Source organism: Tardiphaga sp. 215_C5_N2_1, assembly GCF_052076055.1.
In the GTDB taxonomy this organism is placed as follows: Bacteria; Pseudomonadota; Alphaproteobacteria; order Rhizobiales; family Xanthobacteraceae; genus Tardiphaga; species Tardiphaga robiniae.
The window spans coordinates 465,319-479,513 of sequence record NZ_CP197240.1; the positions used below are offsets into that span (position 1 = coordinate 465,319).

Below are 14,195 nucleotides of genomic sequence, written 5' to 3' on the forward strand. Positions count from 1 at the left end.
TTCCACAGGCGCCGTCACCTGTGGTGACACCCCACCCTGACCCTCCCCACTGCGCGCAGCTTCGCTGCGCTGGAGGGAGGGGACACTCCTGACATCGATTGTCGCTCTTCTTCCCCCGCATGTTGCGAGGCCGCCGATGCATGCCCCGTTGCCATCTCCCTGGCCATCACCCCAGCCATCCCCCGCGCGCCTCGCACTCACGCCGGACGGCGTGATCGAGGGCTATGCCTCGCTGTTCGGCGAGATCGACCAAGCGCGCGACATGGTGATGCCCGGCGCCTTCACGCAGACGCTGAAGCAGCGGGGCTTGCGAAAAATCCCGATGCTGTTCCAGCACGATCCCTCGGAGCCCGTGGGCGTCTGGCTCGAGATGAAGGAAGACCTGCGCGGATTATGGGCGCGGGGCCGGCTGATCCCGGATGTGACACGCGCCCGCGAATTGCTGGCGCTGCTGCAGGCCGGCGCGGTGGACGGATTGTGGATCGGCTATCGCACCCAGCGTGGCCAGATCGAGCCGAAGACGCGGGTGCGCAAACTCTATCAGGTCGATCTCTGGGAAGTGTCCATCGTCACATTCCCGCTGCTGCACGGCGCGCGGGTGAGCGCCGTGAAGGACGCGCCGCGCTCGCGCCCGCGCGATCAGGCCGAGCGCGACTGGACCCAGCTCACCGGCCAACACGTCATCGACTCATATCGCACCGATTTGAGCGGCGCCGCGGATGCACCGGCGCTGGTCATCCGGCGTGGGCGCAAAGCGGGCGGACCTGTCCAGGCCTGTTCGCTGCGCGCCCGCGCCGATCGCAAACGCGCGCTGCACGGCGTCGCCGCCCACGCCCGGTTCGCCGGGCGCTGAGGACAACGCGCCGCGCCGCGATGCGCGCTCAGAACAGTTTGTTGATCGTCGCCGTGATCGCCTGGGTCTGGGTCCGCGCGGCGGCGGTGCCGACCATGGTGCCCTGGTTGGTGGTGCCGCCGGTGCCGTTCGGATTGGTGAACGGGCTCGCATAGTTCGCGGTGTTGTTTTCGGTCATGGCGAACATGTAGTTCACATCCACGAACCAGGTCGGATCGAGGAAGTAGGTGGCGCCGACCATGGCGGCGCCGCCGAGCACCCAGCTCTTGCTGGTCAGGTTGATCGGCGCGCCGGAGACGTCGGTGCGGTTGCCGTTGAGGTCGGCGAAGCCGATCAGGCCGTTGAGGTCGGTGCGGACCCGGGTCAGCGTCGGGCCGGCGCCGAGATAGACGAAGCCGCGGTCGAACGCATGGCCGATGAAGGGCACGAACGTCATCTGGTGATCGATATGGATCTGATAGGACTGCACCAGCGCGTTGCCGGTGAACGGCACCACCGTGCTCGTGCCGGTCGGCGTGAACGATCCCACCTGCGGCAGCAGCGCCGCGCGGATGTTGGAACTGGTGCCGAGATAGCTGTAGCCGAACTTGGCGCCCCACAGCCAGTCGCTGCCGGAGAAACGGGAGAAGTAGCCGCCCTGCGCCGAGAAGGCGATCTGCGCACGGTCGTCCGGATACAGCGTCGCCGGGCCGGCGGCCGATCCCGAGGAGGTCAGCACGCCGTTGGTGAAGACGTTCGACGTCCCCACCGCATAGACATTCTGGGTGCCGAAATCGAGCGTATTGGCGCTGCCGCCGATGCCGACGAAGAAGCCGGAGTGCGGCACCCACGAGGTCTCGGCCGGCGGCAGCCGCGGCGCCTTGACGGTCACATCGGCCGCTTGCGCGGCTCCGGCCGCGACCAGGCCGGCGAGCATTCCAGTCATGGTGATGTTGCGCATGTCGTTCCCCCGGCGGGGCGAATCCCCGCTTGCAGCAGCCTAGGCAGAGCGGGGGAGGCGGGTCTGTGCCATTCCGCACAGTTCCGTCGCGTCCGAGACAAGTGACCTCGATCATCGCCAATCAACGCCGCGCGCGGCGCGTTCGCGTGCCCGATTTCCTCCAACGTTCACGAACCCCCACGGAGACCACACCATGACCTACGACATCACCGACGCTGCGCCCGAGCACAAGGCGGCCTTTGCGCTGCCGCGCGAGGATTACGACGAACTGCGCAACACGTTCGAGGAATTCAAGTCCGCCTAAGGACGAGCGCATCGCGCGGATCGAGCGCGGGCGCGGCGACGTGCTGCTGGAGGAGAAGGTCGATCGCATCAACCAGGCGCTCGATGCGCAGCAGCGCCGATCGCAAGCAGGCGCTCGGCGCCGTGAGCGCCGGTGTCGCGTTTCGCCGCAAATCTGAAAACCGTGTGAGGACCTAGTGCAGCTCGTCGCGCGAAATCGGCAGGTGCAATTGCGCCGCGCGCTCCTCACGCTCGCGCTTGCGGAATTCACTTTCGCGCCGCTCGAAGGCGAGCATCTGTTCCTGCGCCTGCTGCAGGAACTGCTCGTATTTCGTCATCGGTAGTTGAGCGTGTTGCATCGCGTCGGCTCCGTGCCCTGTCATCATACCGGGCGATAACACCGTACCCCGCCCGCGGGTTCACTGTTCCAGATCAAATTCGACGTCGCTCAGGGCAAGTTTCGCAGCCCCCGCCGCGCCCGTCAACGCGCCGGCACGGCTCTCTTCGCGTGACCCTGTTCCATCACCCCAATGACCCCCAATGGAGATCTGCCCATGAATTTCGATATCACTGATACTGCCCCGGAACACAAAGCCGGTTTCTCGACCGGCGCGCGCGACGACTATGACGAGTTGCGACAGACCTTCGAGGAATTCAAGGCCGCCAATGACGAGCGACTGGCTGTTATCGAGCACAAGCGCAGCGATGTGCTGCTGGAGGAGAAGGTCGATCGCATCAACCAGGCGCTCGATGCGCAGCATCGGCGGCTCGATCAGTTGTCCCTGAAGGGCGCGCGGCCCGCACTTGCTGCGGACAGCGCCGCGCGCCCCCAACCTTCCGAACACAAGTCGGCCTTCGAGGCCTATGTGCGATCCGGCGAGAGCGAAGGGCTGCGGCAGATCGAGACCAAGGCGATGTCGGTCGGCTCCAATACCGATGGCGGCTATCTGGTGCCGGTCGAACTGGACACCGTGATCGCCGAACGGCTCGCGATGATCTCGCCGATCCGCGGCATTGCAGGTGTCCGCCGGATTTCCAGCGGACTCTACAAGAAGCCGTTCATGACGGCGGGGCCGGCCACCGGCTGGGTCGGTGAAACGGCGGCACGGTCGCAGACGACGTCGCCCGTGCTCGACGAACTGGCATTCCCGGCGATGGAGCTTTACGCCATGCCGGCGGCCACTGCGACCTTGCTTGAGGATTCCGCCGTCAATATCGACGAGTGGCTGGCCGGCGAGGTCGAACTCGTCTTCGCGATGCAGGAGGGCGCGGCCTTCGTGAACGGCGATGGCAATAACAAGCCGAAGGGTTTCCTGGCTTACACCACGGTTGCCAACACCTCATGGACATGGGGCAATGTCGGTTATGTGCCAAGCGGAGCGGCTGGCGCGTTTCCCAATGAAAATCCATCGGATGTATTGGTGGATCTCATCTACGCGCTTCGCTCGGGCTATCGCCAGAATGCGACTTTCGTGATGAACCGGAAGACGCAAAGCTCCGTCCGCAAATTCAAGGATTCGACCGGCGTCTATCTGTGGCAGCCTCCGGCGGTGGCCGGCGGCAAATCGAGCCTGATCGGCTTTCCGCTGCTGGAGGCCGAGGACATGCCGGATGTCGCGGCGGGCTCGCTGTCCATCGCCTTCGGCGATTTCCGCCGCGGCTATCTGATCGTGGACCGCCAGGGTGTGCGCGTGCTGCGCGACCCTTACAGCGCCAAGCCCTATGTGTTGTTCTACACCACCAAGCGGGTGGGCGGCGGGGTGCAGGACTTCGATGCGATCAAACTGCTGAAGTTTGCGGTGAGCTGAGGGGCGGGCGATCGGTGCGGGCGATTTGCCGTCGCCCGCTGCTTTCTCTTTTGTTGGAGCATGATCCGATCCGAAAACCGGAAGCCACTTTTCGGGATCATGCTCTCTGGTTCAGCAATAGCGGTAGTTGCAGCCAAATTGCTGGCGGCCAACAAGCAGCTCCGGGGGCACACCATAGTGGCTGTAGTAGTAGGAAACTTGCGGCGGGCCGAAATAGCGGTGAACCTGAATTGGAGCTCCGCCCGGGGACGAATAAGTGGTGACCTTGTCGAATGGCGGGGATTCGACGGCAAGGAAACGCCCGCCGCCAACAAGCGGTGCCGGCTCCACCACCTGACCTTGGCCATAGCGCGGAGTGCCCGAGAGATCGGCGGCTGCCGCCGGCAGCGTCACAGCAGCAGCGATGCAGGCGAAGGCGAGCTGGCGCAGCACGACGGGCATTCCTTCTGATCGGCGCGTCGCTGCGCGAGAGCGATGGCGACGGTTGTGCGATGCATGTTTGCCAGAAAGGGCTTGTGTGAGGCTGATCTGACGTGCGCGGCGCGTATCGCGGATATGCTGGATGGCGCGGCGGGGGGCTGTCGATCGCCTTCGGCGGTTTCCGCAGGGGCTACCTGATCGTGGACCGCCAGGGCGTGCGGGTGCTGCGCGATCCCACCAGCGCCAAGCCCCATGTGCTGTTCTACACGACCAAGCGGGTCGGGGGCGGCGTACAGGACGTTGATGCGATCAAGGTGCTGAGGTTTGCGATGACTTAAAGAGCCTCAGCTCGCGCATTAAAGGTTGCGGAAAATATTCATAAAATCATAAGTAGTATTAACTCAACAGCTGTGCAACATTTCCCGTGTGGTTAAGCGGGTGGGGAAATGGATCATTTAGTAATTACGGTTCACGGCATTAGAACCTTTGGCGATTGGCAAGGGCGTCTTGAGAAAGAGATTTTAGCGAAATCACGTAGTCCAATTACCGTCCACCATTTTGTCTATGGCTATTTCTCGATGATGGGCTTCATTATTCCTTTCACGAGATGGCTACTGGTACGGCGATTCAAGCGTGAATTAATCGATCTCGTGAAGCGGTCCAAGCCGTCGCGCATTGATATTGTCGCGCATAGTTTCGGGACGCATCTCGTTTCGTGGGCCCTCAGAGATCTTCCAGCGGATTTGAAGCTGCAAGTTAATACGCTTATTCTGGCTGGAAGCGTCCTCCGCTCGGATTTTTACTGGGCCGATCTCATGCCCGGGCGTGTCACGCGGGTCATAAACGATTGTGGCGCGTCGGATGTCGCGTTAATTGCCAGTCAATTCCTTGTCCCGCTCACAGGTATGGCGGGACGGACTGGATTCGTTGGCATGACAGGGCCAGAGTTTTGCAACCGTTATTCGTTGTTCGGCCATAGCGGATATTTCACGGACGATGCTGGAAAACCCGCGGACGAATATATGTCGCGCGCCTGGGTTCCTCTGCTGCTAGGAAGCGACCCAGTGGAGGCGTTCGATCGTCGCAATGCGCCTACGCCTTGGCGCGGTTTGACCATTTGGCTATCTAATAATTTCGAACCCATAAAGCTTGCTTTTCTTCTGAGTCCAGTCATTGCCGCCTTGATATGGGTAGGAGCACTCTATATCGAAGCCAACGCGGCGAAGGAGCGAATAACCAGTGTCGTGGACCTGGCTGAAATCATGAAGAGTAAAGGTGAATTAGCCGGCACGAGCAGTTCTCTTCTTGCTACCATGCAGCAGGCACTTAACGTGCCTCTGCAGCGAACTTACGGTCTTTGGGTTGATGACGAGCCGCGCAGGAATGTACAAGAGCGCCGAATCTTGGGAACGTTGGGCTTCTGCTTTGTTTTAGAAAAGAACACGTTCGATGCGATGAGGCGACTCACCGATGACCCACAAAAATATTCAGTCATCGTATCGGATTTTCGTAGAGACTCCGACCCGGCGGCCGGCTATGGGCTGTTCGATTCTATGAGGAAGAGCGAGATCAGCACACCGTTTGTCTTTTATGTTGCGAATTTTACAAATGTTCAAAGGCAAGAAGCTATCGCGAAAGGCGTTAGCGATGAAGTAACAGGTGCTGTTCCGCTTCTGCAGGCTCTGGTCAATGCCGTTCGTCCGAATGCCGAAACGCCGAGTAGAACGCGTCTGATCCTAGAACAGTTCAAGGGGTGTCCAACGAGTCCTTGATGGTTCGAATACGTGACGGCAAGGATTTAGGAGGTTTTCTCCAAAAAGACCTTGGGCTTCAGTGCGGCCGACACTCAGGACATGCTGGAGGTCGCCGCAAACTCACCCTCCACCGCTTTCGATGTTTTTCGCGCGGCTAGCTGAACGTCGATCGCTACGGCATCCCAAGACATTGGGAGTGATAACTTACGTCAGTCAGCACCGCGGTGGAGCAAGAATGAGTGAGAATAGTATTCAACCGCAGAACATCACGAAGCCATTTCAATTGCTGGCAGCGTGGATCGTTGGTCTTGTATTGAGTGAGGGGATCGTTCTGCGGGCCGCCGTATCTATGGAGCCCGGAAGCCTAGAACGCTCTCTGCTTGTGGGCGCCGGAGTCGGGTTCTTTCCTCTATTTCTTGTGGTTTGGGCATTTCTGCAAACTAAGTTCAGGGCAGAGTTGCAGGATGACATGCATTACTCTGATTATATCAGCAAGAAATCTAACTCGACTGTGAGTCTCACTCGATTGGATACCGTAGAGGCGCTAATTGAATCTTCGCTTCGGTCCATTGAAGTTAGGCTCGATACGCTTGGTTCGAGAACCCCGTCGTTAAATAAGCCGGCGACGGTTAGCTGGGCGCAATGGAAAGTCGCGATTAACGTAAAGCACCCACAGTACAGTGCTATTAGGAATGCATTGAAATCGGCGAGGATCCCTCTCGCACTGGTTTTTGGGAAGAGCACATCCGATGTCCCGGCCAAGTGGTTAATCGCCATCCATGAAAATATGCCACTGGAAAACAAGTTTCTCTTGCTCCGAGAGCTTAGTCGATTTGAATTTTCTGGCTTTCAGTTTTGGATTCCTAGGCCTGAAATTGACGAGACTGAGGACGTGTATATTGGCTCTTACGGCATCGACGAGTTTATGCCGTTCTCGTCAGAGCTAAGAAGTCAGTTGGAAGGCGAGTTTGACGAATTTGCATTCGGCCAGTCCTTACTCATCTCTGAGAGCTAGTCGCTGTGGGTCAATCGCCACGGCCTCATAACTTTGGTTTACGCTATGGTTCTTCCTACCACGCTGACTCCTGAGCTAATGGAAAATGTCCGTCGCCGCTGGCAGGACACGAGAGAGCCGATCAACTCAATCGCTATCGATGTCGGTGTCTCCGCCGGCACAATGCGGCGGCTTGCGGCGCGCTGGGGCTGGAAAGCCAGCAAGGATCGGGCGGCGCGCGATCTTTCGCCTGCCATGAAGCTCGCGCTTGAGGCGGAAGCTGCGACGGACGAGCCCTCCATAGCCGACGAGACAGGTGATCCATCGAAGCTTCCATCGCTGGCAGAACGGCTCGAAGCCGCTGTCGAGAAAGAACTAGCGGCTGTGGAGGCAATGCGGGTGCATCTCGGTGCCCGGCCGGCCGCGCCGGTCGATAGCCAGCGCACCGCGCAGACGCTGGGCAGCCTGACCGAGACACTGTTCAAGGTGCAGCGCCTGCGCGCACCTGACATCGCACAAGCAGGGCTCGTCGATGAATTGCCAGATGATGCCGACGGATTCCGTGTCGCGCTTGCGGAGCGCATTGAGCGATTTGTCCGGAGCAGGGCTGACACATGCGTGGCTGGAGCAGGAGAGCTTTCGGGCGCAGAACAGACTGGCGGCTGATTTCGCCGTCTTTGCGCATCCGCATCAGGAGCATGGCGCTCTCGGCAATGACGGACGCCCATGGACGACCTGGCTGATGCTCGGCGGTCGTGGCGCCGGCAAGACGCGCACCGGAGCCGAATGGGTACGTGCCCTGGTGTTCGGCAGATCGCCTTACGCATCTCATGCTTACGGACGCATCGCGCTAATAGGAGAAACTTGGCACGACGCTCGCGAGGTGATGGTGGAAGGTGAGTCCGGACTGCTGCGGACGTCGCCGCTGCATGAGCGCCCGACCTGGACGGCATCCCGCAAGCGGCTGGACTGGCCGAACGGCGCGGTCGGGCAAGTGTTCTCTGCCGATGAGCCGGAAGGATTACGCGGGCCGCAATTCGAGGCCGCGTGGTGCGATGAACTGGCGAAGTGGCGCTATGCCGAAGCGACCTTCGACATGCTGCAATTCGGATTGCGGCTCGGCGCGCGCCCGCGACAGTTGATCACCACGACGCCGCGTCCGCTGCCCGTCATCAAGCGACTGCTGGTCGATCCACGCACGCGGGTGACGCGGGCACCGACGCAGGCGAACAAGGATTATCTGTCGCCGGTCTTCCTCGATGCCGTGGTCGGCCGCTATGCCGGCACACGGATGGGGCGGCAGGAGCTGGACGGCGAGCTGATCGAGGACCGGCCGGATGCGCTGTGGTCGCGCGCGCTGATCGAGGCGTGCCGCGTGGTGGAGCCGCCGGCGCTGTCGAAAATCGTGGTGGCGATCGATCCGCCGGGCACCTCGCGCAAGGGCGCGGACGCCTGCGGCATCGTCGCGGTCGGCCGCGCCGAGAGCGGCTGGTTCTATGTGCTGGAGGATGCTTCTGCCGCCGGGCTGTCACCATCGGCCTGGGCCAGCAAGGCCATTGCGCTGTATCACCGGCTCAATGCCAACAATATCGTCGCCGAAGTGAATATGGGCGGCGAGATGGTCCGCGCGGTGCTGCGCGAGGTCGATCACACGGTGCCGCTGAAGGAAGTCCATGCGACGCGCGGCAAGTATCTGCGCGCCGAGCCGGTGGCGGCGCTCTATGAGCAAGGCAAGGTGAAGCATGTCGGCTGCTTCCCCGATCTCGAAGACGAGATGTGCGACTTTGGAGTCGAGGGATTATCGAGCGGGCGTTCGCCTGACAGACTCGACGCCATGGTGTGGGGGATCACTTCGCTGATGAGCAATTTCATCAGCGGTGGGCCTCGGATCAGGCTGTTGTGACAATCGGACGAATTTGCGTCGATCTTTCGAGATCCATCTCGCGGAACCATTCCCCCGCCGCCGTCGTTACCTCCATTCACGCAAGCTTGGGAGAACGACAATGAGACTGACCGAACGCGTCGCGTGTGCGGCCGTGATGGCCGCGCTGGGATCCTTTGCGGGCTCGGCGGCCCAGGCTGACCAGACCTTCACGGGGGTCGTCACCATCCTCGATCGCACCACCAGCGAAGTGGTGATCAAGCAGGCGCCGGCCGGCGAGACCGTCGGCGCGAATACGCCGGGCGCGGTGGAGAAATTCAGGCTGCGCACGGTTCCGGAGTCGCTGCATGCCGGCGAGCGCGTCACGGTGACCTATACCGAGAGCAATGGCGTCAAGACGATCAGCAATGTGACCGAGAAGAAGGATTAAGCGATACGGGCGCATGGAATACTGTCGCATGGAATGCTGCTGCATGGGACCATGCGCCCGGAATTCCTGGTGCGGACAGGTTCAATCCTTCAGCACGAACTTCTTGCGCAGTTCCACGGCCACTTCGTCGGCGAGCTGCTGGGCATAGGTGGCGTGTTTCGGCGCGGTGATCACCATCGGCCGCCAGCCGAGCAGGGCGTCCTTGCGGATCGACACATAGACGCCGCCGACAACGATGCGCTGGGCGATCATTTCCTCGAGTTCGGCTTCGGTCTTTTCTTCTTTTCCCATAACCGGCTTCCCGTGATGCTCTGAAGCACCCCCTCTAGCTAGGGAGGCGTTTCGGAAATGCAGTTCACAAGAATGAGAGACGCCAATATCACAATGTCGCAGGCAATGCTGTCGCATGACAATGCTGTCGCATGAAAACGCTGTCGCAGTCTGAGACGTCCGCGGCCGGCGCGCCTGTTCCGCGCGGCGCTCAGCAATAGCCGTAATAGCCGCAGCCATAGGGCGCGCGGCTGAAGATCGTCTCGGATTTGGTGCCGTAATAGTTGCGGTAATAATAGGAATTCGGCTTGCCGTAATAGCCGTGCACGATGGAAGACACATCCACCTCCGGCGCATATTGCACGATCGGCTCTTCCATCGGCTTTTCGTCCTTGACCACCACCACGCGGCGGCTCTTCACCACCGGCTCGTCGAACAGGCGGCCGATGCGGCCGATGCGATCTTGGCCGGCCATGTCGGCGGCCTGCGCGCCCGCGGTCAGGGCCATCGCGACGACGGTGAGAGTGAGCAGGCGCAGCATGTCGGAGATCCCCATGATTCGCGGATCATAGCGGAGAACCTTTCACGGAACTTAACGACGGCGATGACCCTGTCATTCCGGGGCGGGGGCCGGCGCCAGCCGGACACGAACCCGGAATGACGAATGCATCAAGGGCACCGATCAGAGCGGGGTGCCCCAGGCGCGTGCCGTCTGCAGGATCCAGTCGCGATACAGCGTCAGCGGCGTCACGCCGGTGAGGCCGCCGCAGCCGGCGGCGTTCTTCGCGCCGGTGGACCACGACACCACGCCGATCACGACGGTGCGGCCATTCTGCTGCTGCAGCACGGGCCCGCCGCTGTCGCCGGTGCAGGCGCCGAGGCCGTCGCGCGTGTTGTCGGTCGCGGGATCGACCAGTCTTATCTGCAATTTGCCGGGATGGCTGGTGGAGGTGAGCTGCGCCGCGCGCACGGTGCCGCCGCTCTTGCCGTCGCCGCGCGCGGCGACGCCGATGCCGGCCACCAGATAATTCTGCCCGGCGGCGAAGGGCTCGGTAGGCACCCCGAGCGGCAGCGCGGTCTTGCCGGGCAAGGGATCTGCGAGCTGCAGCAGCGCCACATCGGCGCTGGCGCGATGCGCCTTGATGCCTTCCGCGTTGAATTGCGGGTGATCGGCGACGCGCTTCACCGCGAGCAATTGCGGCTGCTTCTGCGCGTCATAGAGCACGATCTTATAGCTGGCGCCGGGCGTCACGCAATGCGCCGCCGACAGCACCAGGGTCGGCGCGATCAGCGCGCCGGAACAGAAATTGCCGCGCGAGCCGACAATGGTGATCACCGCGCGGCCGATCTCGTCATCGCGCAGGCTGGCGCCGCCGACCAGGGCGGAAGCGGGAATTGAGATGAGCGATGCAAGCGCAATGCTGGCAATGGCGAGAGAGCGAATGACGGCGCGTGAGCGCAGCGTCGCGCCGGCGCGACGGGGCATGCGGGAACCTGTCTGAATCATGGCGGGGATGTCAGCCCCGCGGACCCGCGATGTCAATTCCCTGATTGGTCACACGAGCCTCCCGGAGAATCTCATGTCCGCCATTCTGCTGGTGCCGCCGGCAAGCGAACCGCTGTCGCTTGCCGAGGCCAGACAATTTCTGCGTGTCGAGCACGCCGACGATGACGCCGTCATCACCGCACTGATCGCCGCCGCCCGCGCGCATCTGGAAGCGCTGACACGCCGCGCACTGCTGACGCAGACCTGGCGCGTCGTGCTGGACGCGTGGCCGCCGAATGGACGCATCGCGCCCCGTATCGGGCCGCTGCAGACGCTGCTCGCCGCGCGGGTGTTCGATGCGGCGGGCATGGCGCATGCGCTGGAACTCGAGAGTTTCGTCGTCGATGCGGCGGCCAATGCGATCGCCGCGCCGTGCTGGGCGCTGCCGGTGCCAGGCCGCGCTGTCGCCGGCATCGAGCTCGATGTGATCTGCGGCTTCGGCGCGCTTGCGAGCGATGTGCCGGCGGATCTCGTTCATGCGCTGAAGATCCTGCTGGCGCATTGGTATGACAATCGCGGCCTCGCGGCGATCGGCGGCGGCGCTGCGATGCGGCCCGCAGGCTTGCACGCGCTGATCGCGCCGTATCGGGGGCTGTCGCTATGATCGATCCCGGACGGTTGAAAACGCGGCTGGTGATCGAGGTGCCCGACGAGGTCGATGACGGGCAGGGCGGCGTCGCGCGCAGCTACAGTGCGGTCGCCACCGTCTGGGCCGCCGTGCTGCCGGCGCGCATGAACAGCGAGGTCGAGGCCGATGCCGATGGCGCGCGGGTGCATCTGCGCATCATCCTGCGCAGCGGTTTCGCGCTGACCCTGCGGCATCGCTTCATCGACGGCGCGAAGATCTATCGCATCACCGCGCTGCGCGAGATCGACGACCGCCGCTTCATCGAGATCGACGCCGAATGGCGCATCGACTGACGTTTGTCTTGACGCGTTTTCTTCACGCGAACCGGCATCCATTGCGCCCGAAAATGCTTTGCTCCCACGGAGCCTCCCATGCCCGCAGCACACGTCGCCTTGCGCGCGGCGATCTTTGATGCGCTCAAGGCCGATACGGCGCTGGGTTTCGCGCTCGGCGGTCACCGCGTCTATGACGAGCCGCCCGCCAATGTCGCGTTTCCCTATGTCACGCTTGGCGATGCGCGCATCGTCGATGTCTCCGCCGATGACGGCCAGGTGCAGGAGCATCAGCTCACGCTGCATGCCTGGTCGCGGCAGGGCGGCCACAGGGAGGCGCATGTCATCACCGGCGCGCTGCTGCAGGCGCTGGACGACGCGCCGTTGACGCCTGATGGCCACCGGCTGGTCAATCTCAGATTCGCCATCGCCGATATCCGGCGCGAGGCCGATGGCCGCACCTATCACGCCGTGGTGCGGTTTCGCGCCGTCACCGAGCCAGAGTGACTTTCGCCTTGACGCGTTTTCTTGACGCGAACCGGCATCCACTTCGCTCGAAAACGCTATTGTCCAAGGGAGCACGCGATGGGCGCACAGAAGGGCAAGGATCTGCTGATCAAGATCCATAACGGCACCACCTTCGTCACGGTGGCGGGGCTGCGCAGCCGGCGGATCGCCTTCAATGCGGAGATCGTCGATATCACCCATGCGGAATCCGTCGATCGCTGGCGTGAACTCCTCGCCGGTGCGGGCGTGCGCCGTGCGTCGATCTCCGGCCGCGGCCTGTTCAAGGACGGCGCTTCCGATGCGCTGGTGCGGCAGGCGTTCTTCGACGGCACCATCAACAATTGCCAGGTGCTGGTGCCGGATTTCGGCACCATTACCGGCCTGTTCCAGATCGCCAGTCTGGAATTCGCCGGGGAACACAATGGCGAGGTGAGTTTCGATCTCGCGCTCGAGTCTGCGGGCGCGCTGACCTTCGCGGCGGTGTGAGGAGATCACCATGCCCAACAGATTGCGCGGCGAGATTGCCGCCGAACTCGGCGGCCGCAGCCGCAACCTGGTGCTGACGCTCGGTGCGCTGGCGGAGCTCGAAAGCGCATTCGGCGCCGATGACCTCGCGGCACTCGCCGAACGGTTCGGCTCCGGGCGGATGTCGGCGCGCGATCTCATCCGCATCATCGGCGCCGGATTGCGCGGGGCAGGCGAGGCGACCAGCGACGACGAGGTCGCGGCCATGACCGTGCCGGGCGGTGCGGCAGGCTTTGTCGGCATCGCCGCTGAACTGATATCGGCGACCTTCACCGAGACGCCGCAGGCCACGCGATGACATCACGCGCGCCATTTCCGCCTCCGTTTCCTTGGGCCGAGGCGATGCAGTTCGGTTTCGGCGTGCTGCGGCTGTCGCCCGATGCGTTCTGGCGGATGACGCCGCGTGAACTGGCGCATGCCATCGCGGCGGTGCGTGGACCCGTGTCGATGCCGATGGACCGCGGCGCGCTCGACGCACTGATGACACAGTTTCCGGATTCCGGGGAGCTTCTCCATGAGTGACACCAGTGACCTCAGCGCGGCGTCGAGCACGCTCGACAGCATGACGGTGAAGACCGCCGGCCTGACGTCAGCCGCCACTACCTTTTCGAAAGTGATGACCCAGGCATTTTCGAGCTCGGTCGCCTCAGGCCAGAAGTTCGACGATGTGTTGAAGTCGCTGGCGCTGAAGATGTCGGATCTGGCAACCAAGTCCGCGCTGCAGGCCGGCGCGGGCGCGATGTCATCGAGCATTTCCTCGCTGGTCTCGAGCCTGTTCGGCGGCGCGGGCAAGGCCGGCGTCAGCAGTCCGGTGAAGGCGTTCGCGTCGGGCGGCGTGATCGGCACGCCCAGCTATTTCCCGATGTCCGGCGGCGGCACGGGTCTGGCCGGCGAATCCGGACCGGAAGCGATCATGCCGCTGCAACGCGCCCCCGATGGCAGCCTCGGCGTCGCCACGCAGGGCGGTGGCAACACGATTAACGTGCAGATCGCGACGCCGGATCTCGACGGCTTCCGTCGTTCGGAGAGCTACGTCACCGGCCAGATCGCCCGGGCGGTGGCACGCGGGCAGCGCAGTCTGTGA

General features: G+C 62.7%; 20 protein-coding genes and 1 pseudogene. 15 read left to right on the plus strand and 6 right to left on the minus strand.

The window, feature by feature from the left end:
- Positions 1–136 precede the first annotated feature (136 nt).
- On the plus strand, positions 137–853 hold the full coding sequence (locus AB7828_RS02020) for an HK97 family phage prohead protease (protein ID WP_441229252.1): 717 nt from the start codon (positions 137–139) through the stop codon (positions 851–853).
- A 28-nt stretch (positions 854–881) separates the two neighbouring features.
- Here AB7828_RS02020 and AB7828_RS02025 read toward each other — a convergent pair whose 3' ends face one another.
- Positions 882–1,793, minus strand: a complete 912-nt coding sequence (locus AB7828_RS02025) for an outer membrane protein (protein WP_089267040.1) — start codon at positions 1,791–1,793, stop codon at positions 882–884.
- 476 nt (positions 1,794–2,269) lie between these two features.
- The gene (locus tag AB7828_RS02030; protein WP_439066387.1) at positions 2,270–2,413 is read right to left on the minus strand and encodes a hypothetical protein; all 144 of its coding nucleotides are present in this window, start codon (positions 2,411–2,413) and stop codon (positions 2,270–2,272) included.
- 216 nt (positions 2,414–2,629) lie between these two features.
- Between AB7828_RS02030 and AB7828_RS02035 the strand changes: the two genes are divergently transcribed.
- On the plus strand, positions 2,630–3,883 hold the full coding sequence (locus AB7828_RS02035) for a phage major capsid protein (RefSeq protein WP_441229253.1): 1,254 nt from the start codon (positions 2,630–2,632) through the stop codon (positions 3,881–3,883).
- 111 nt (positions 3,884–3,994) lie between these two features.
- On the opposite strand, the gene AB7828_RS02040 is transcribed toward AB7828_RS02035, so the two are convergent.
- Positions 3,995–4,324, minus strand: a complete 330-nt coding sequence (locus AB7828_RS02040; RefSeq protein ID WP_441229254.1) for a hypothetical protein — start codon at positions 4,322–4,324, stop codon at positions 3,995–3,997.
- 137 nt (positions 4,325–4,461) lie between these two features.
- Between AB7828_RS02040 and AB7828_RS02045 the strand changes: the two are divergent.
- From AB7828_RS02045 to AB7828_RS02070, 6 genes and pseudogenes are all read left to right on the plus strand, one after another.
- A pseudogene (locus AB7828_RS02045) lies at positions 4,462–4,641 on the plus strand (phage major capsid protein); the annotation flags it as partial.
- 108 nt (positions 4,642–4,749) lie between these two features.
- Positions 4,750–6,075 carry a hypothetical protein gene (locus AB7828_RS02050; protein WP_441229255.1) on the plus strand — a complete coding sequence of 442 codons (1,326 nt, stop codon included), beginning with the start codon at positions 4,750–4,752 and terminating at the stop codon, positions 6,073–6,075.
- A gap of 217 nt (positions 6,076–6,292) precedes the next feature.
- Positions 6,293–7,072, plus strand: coding sequence for a hypothetical protein (locus tag AB7828_RS02055; RefSeq protein ID WP_441229256.1), 780 nt, complete (start codon positions 6,293–6,295; stop codon positions 7,070–7,072).
- A 45-nt stretch (positions 7,073–7,117) separates the two neighbouring features.
- Positions 7,118–7,717 (plus strand): hypothetical protein, encoded by a 600-nt coding sequence (locus tag AB7828_RS02060; protein WP_441229257.1) that lies wholly within the window; start codon positions 7,118–7,120, stop codon positions 7,715–7,717.
- Positions 7,644–8,954: a DNA-packaging protein gene (locus AB7828_RS02065; RefSeq protein WP_441232183.1), complete on the plus strand. Its 1,311-nt coding sequence runs from the start codon at positions 7,644–7,646 to the stop codon at positions 8,952–8,954. Before AB7828_RS02060 ends, AB7828_RS02065 begins: the two co-directional genes overlap by 74 nt.
- A 100-nt stretch (positions 8,955–9,054) precedes the next feature.
- Entirely contained in the window at positions 9,055–9,363 is a 309-nt protein-coding gene (locus AB7828_RS02070; protein ID WP_441229258.1) for a hypothetical protein, read from the plus strand.
- A gap of 81 nt (positions 9,364–9,444) precedes the next feature.
- Here the strand turns inward: AB7828_RS02070 and AB7828_RS02075 are convergent, their stop codons facing one another.
- From AB7828_RS02075 to AB7828_RS02085, 3 genes are all read right to left on the minus strand, one after another.
- The gene (locus AB7828_RS02075; RefSeq protein WP_441229259.1) at positions 9,445–9,654 is read right to left on the minus strand and encodes a hypothetical protein; all 210 of its coding nucleotides are present in this window, start codon (positions 9,652–9,654) and stop codon (positions 9,445–9,447) included.
- A gap of 190 nt (positions 9,655–9,844) precedes the next feature.
- Positions 9,845–10,189: a hypothetical protein gene (locus tag AB7828_RS02080; RefSeq protein ID WP_441229260.1), complete on the minus strand. Its 345-nt coding sequence runs from the start codon at positions 10,187–10,189 to the stop codon at positions 9,845–9,847.
- Between the two features lie 126 nt (positions 10,190–10,315).
- On the minus strand, positions 10,316–11,119 hold the full coding sequence (locus tag AB7828_RS02085) for a S1 family peptidase (RefSeq protein WP_441229261.1): 804 nt from the start codon (positions 11,117–11,119) through the stop codon (positions 10,316–10,318).
- 94 nt (positions 11,120–11,213) lie between these two features.
- On the opposite strand from AB7828_RS02085, the gene AB7828_RS02090 reads away from it, so the two are divergent.
- The 7 genes from AB7828_RS02090 to AB7828_RS02120 all read left to right on the plus strand — a co-directional run bounded on the left by AB7828_RS02090 (position 11,214) and on the right by AB7828_RS02120 (position 14,195).
- The gene (locus AB7828_RS02090) at positions 11,214–11,783 is read left to right on the plus strand and encodes a head-tail connector protein (RefSeq protein WP_441229262.1); all 570 of its coding nucleotides are present in this window, start codon (positions 11,214–11,216) and stop codon (positions 11,781–11,783) included.
- Positions 11,780–12,100, plus strand: coding sequence for a phage head closure protein (locus tag AB7828_RS02095; protein ID WP_441229263.1), 321 nt, complete (start codon positions 11,780–11,782; stop codon positions 12,098–12,100). The genes AB7828_RS02090 and AB7828_RS02095 overlap by 4 nt, the downstream gene beginning before the upstream one ends.
- A gap of 78 nt (positions 12,101–12,178) precedes the next feature.
- Positions 12,179–12,586: a DUF3168 domain-containing protein gene (locus AB7828_RS02100; RefSeq protein WP_441229264.1), complete on the plus strand. Its 408-nt coding sequence runs from the start codon at positions 12,179–12,181 to the stop codon at positions 12,584–12,586.
- Positions 12,587–12,664: 78 nt separating this feature from the next.
- The gene (locus AB7828_RS02105; protein WP_089267052.1) at positions 12,665–13,072 is read left to right on the plus strand and encodes a phage major tail protein, TP901-1 family; all 408 of its coding nucleotides are present in this window, start codon (positions 12,665–12,667) and stop codon (positions 13,070–13,072) included.
- Between the two features lie 10 nt (positions 13,073–13,082).
- Positions 13,083–13,409, plus strand: coding sequence for a gene transfer agent family protein (locus tag AB7828_RS02110; RefSeq protein ID WP_441229265.1), 327 nt, complete (start codon positions 13,083–13,085; stop codon positions 13,407–13,409).
- Positions 13,406–13,633 (plus strand): rcc01693 family protein, encoded by a 228-nt coding sequence (locus tag AB7828_RS02115; RefSeq protein WP_441229266.1) that lies wholly within the window; start codon positions 13,406–13,408, stop codon positions 13,631–13,633. Before AB7828_RS02110 ends, AB7828_RS02115 begins: the two co-directional genes overlap by 4 nt.
- Positions 13,626–14,195, plus strand: coding sequence for a phage tail tape measure protein (locus AB7828_RS02120; RefSeq protein ID WP_441229267.1), 570 nt, complete (start codon positions 13,626–13,628; stop codon positions 14,193–14,195). Before AB7828_RS02115 ends, AB7828_RS02120 begins: the two co-directional genes overlap by 8 nt.

Excerpts from the sequence above, each read along its gene's own strand:
- AB7828_RS02020 (WP_441229252.1), top strand. The coding sequence starts at position 137 with ATGCATGCCCCGTTGCCATCTCCCTGGCCATCACCCCAGCCATCCCCC.
- AB7828_RS02090 (WP_441229262.1), top strand. The coding sequence starts at position 11,214 with ATGTCCGCCATTCTGCTGGTGCCGCCGGCAAGCGAACCGCTGTCGCTT.
- AB7828_RS02030 (WP_439066387.1), bottom strand. The coding sequence starts at position 2,413 with ATGACGAAATACGAGCAGTTCCTGCAGCAGGCGCAGGAACAGATGCTC.
- AB7828_RS02080 (WP_441229260.1), bottom strand. The coding sequence starts at position 10,189 with ATGGGGATCTCCGACATGCTGCGCCTGCTCACTCTCACCGTCGTCGCG.
- AB7828_RS02110 (WP_441229265.1), top strand. The coding sequence starts at position 13,083 with ATGCCCAACAGATTGCGCGGCGAGATTGCCGCCGAACTCGGCGGCCGC.
- AB7828_RS02100 (WP_441229264.1), top strand. The coding sequence starts at position 12,179 with ATGCCCGCAGCACACGTCGCCTTGCGCGCGGCGATCTTTGATGCGCTC.
- AB7828_RS02070 (WP_441229258.1), top strand. The coding sequence starts at position 9,055 with ATGAGACTGACCGAACGCGTCGCGTGTGCGGCCGTGATGGCCGCGCTG.
- AB7828_RS02075 (WP_441229259.1), bottom strand. The coding sequence starts at position 9,654 with ATGGGAAAAGAAGAAAAGACCGAAGCCGAACTCGAGGAAATGATCGCC.
- AB7828_RS02085 (WP_441229261.1), bottom strand. The coding sequence starts at position 11,119 with ATGCCCCGTCGCGCCGGCGCGACGCTGCGCTCACGCGCCGTCATTCGC.
- AB7828_RS02055 (WP_441229256.1), top strand. The coding sequence starts at position 6,293 with ATGAGTGAGAATAGTATTCAACCGCAGAACATCACGAAGCCATTTCAA.
- AB7828_RS02025 (WP_089267040.1), bottom strand. The coding sequence starts at position 1,793 with ATGCGCAACATCACCATGACTGGAATGCTCGCCGGCCTGGTCGCGGCC.
- AB7828_RS02095 (WP_441229263.1), top strand. The coding sequence starts at position 11,780 with ATGATCGATCCCGGACGGTTGAAAACGCGGCTGGTGATCGAGGTGCCC.
- AB7828_RS02040 (WP_441229254.1), bottom strand. The coding sequence starts at position 4,324 with ATGCCCGTCGTGCTGCGCCAGCTCGCCTTCGCCTGCATCGCTGCTGCT.
- AB7828_RS02105 (WP_089267052.1), top strand. The coding sequence starts at position 12,665 with ATGGGCGCACAGAAGGGCAAGGATCTGCTGATCAAGATCCATAACGGC.
- AB7828_RS02120 (WP_441229267.1), top strand. The coding sequence starts at position 13,626 with ATGAGTGACACCAGTGACCTCAGCGCGGCGTCGAGCACGCTCGACAGC.
- AB7828_RS02035 (WP_441229253.1), top strand. The coding sequence starts at position 2,630 with ATGAATTTCGATATCACTGATACTGCCCCGGAACACAAAGCCGGTTTC.
- AB7828_RS02115 (WP_441229266.1), top strand. The coding sequence starts at position 13,406 with ATGACATCACGCGCGCCATTTCCGCCTCCGTTTCCTTGGGCCGAGGCG.
- AB7828_RS02050 (WP_441229255.1), top strand. The coding sequence starts at position 4,750 with ATGGATCATTTAGTAATTACGGTTCACGGCATTAGAACCTTTGGCGAT.
- AB7828_RS02060 (WP_441229257.1), top strand. The coding sequence starts at position 7,118 with ATGGTTCTTCCTACCACGCTGACTCCTGAGCTAATGGAAAATGTCCGT.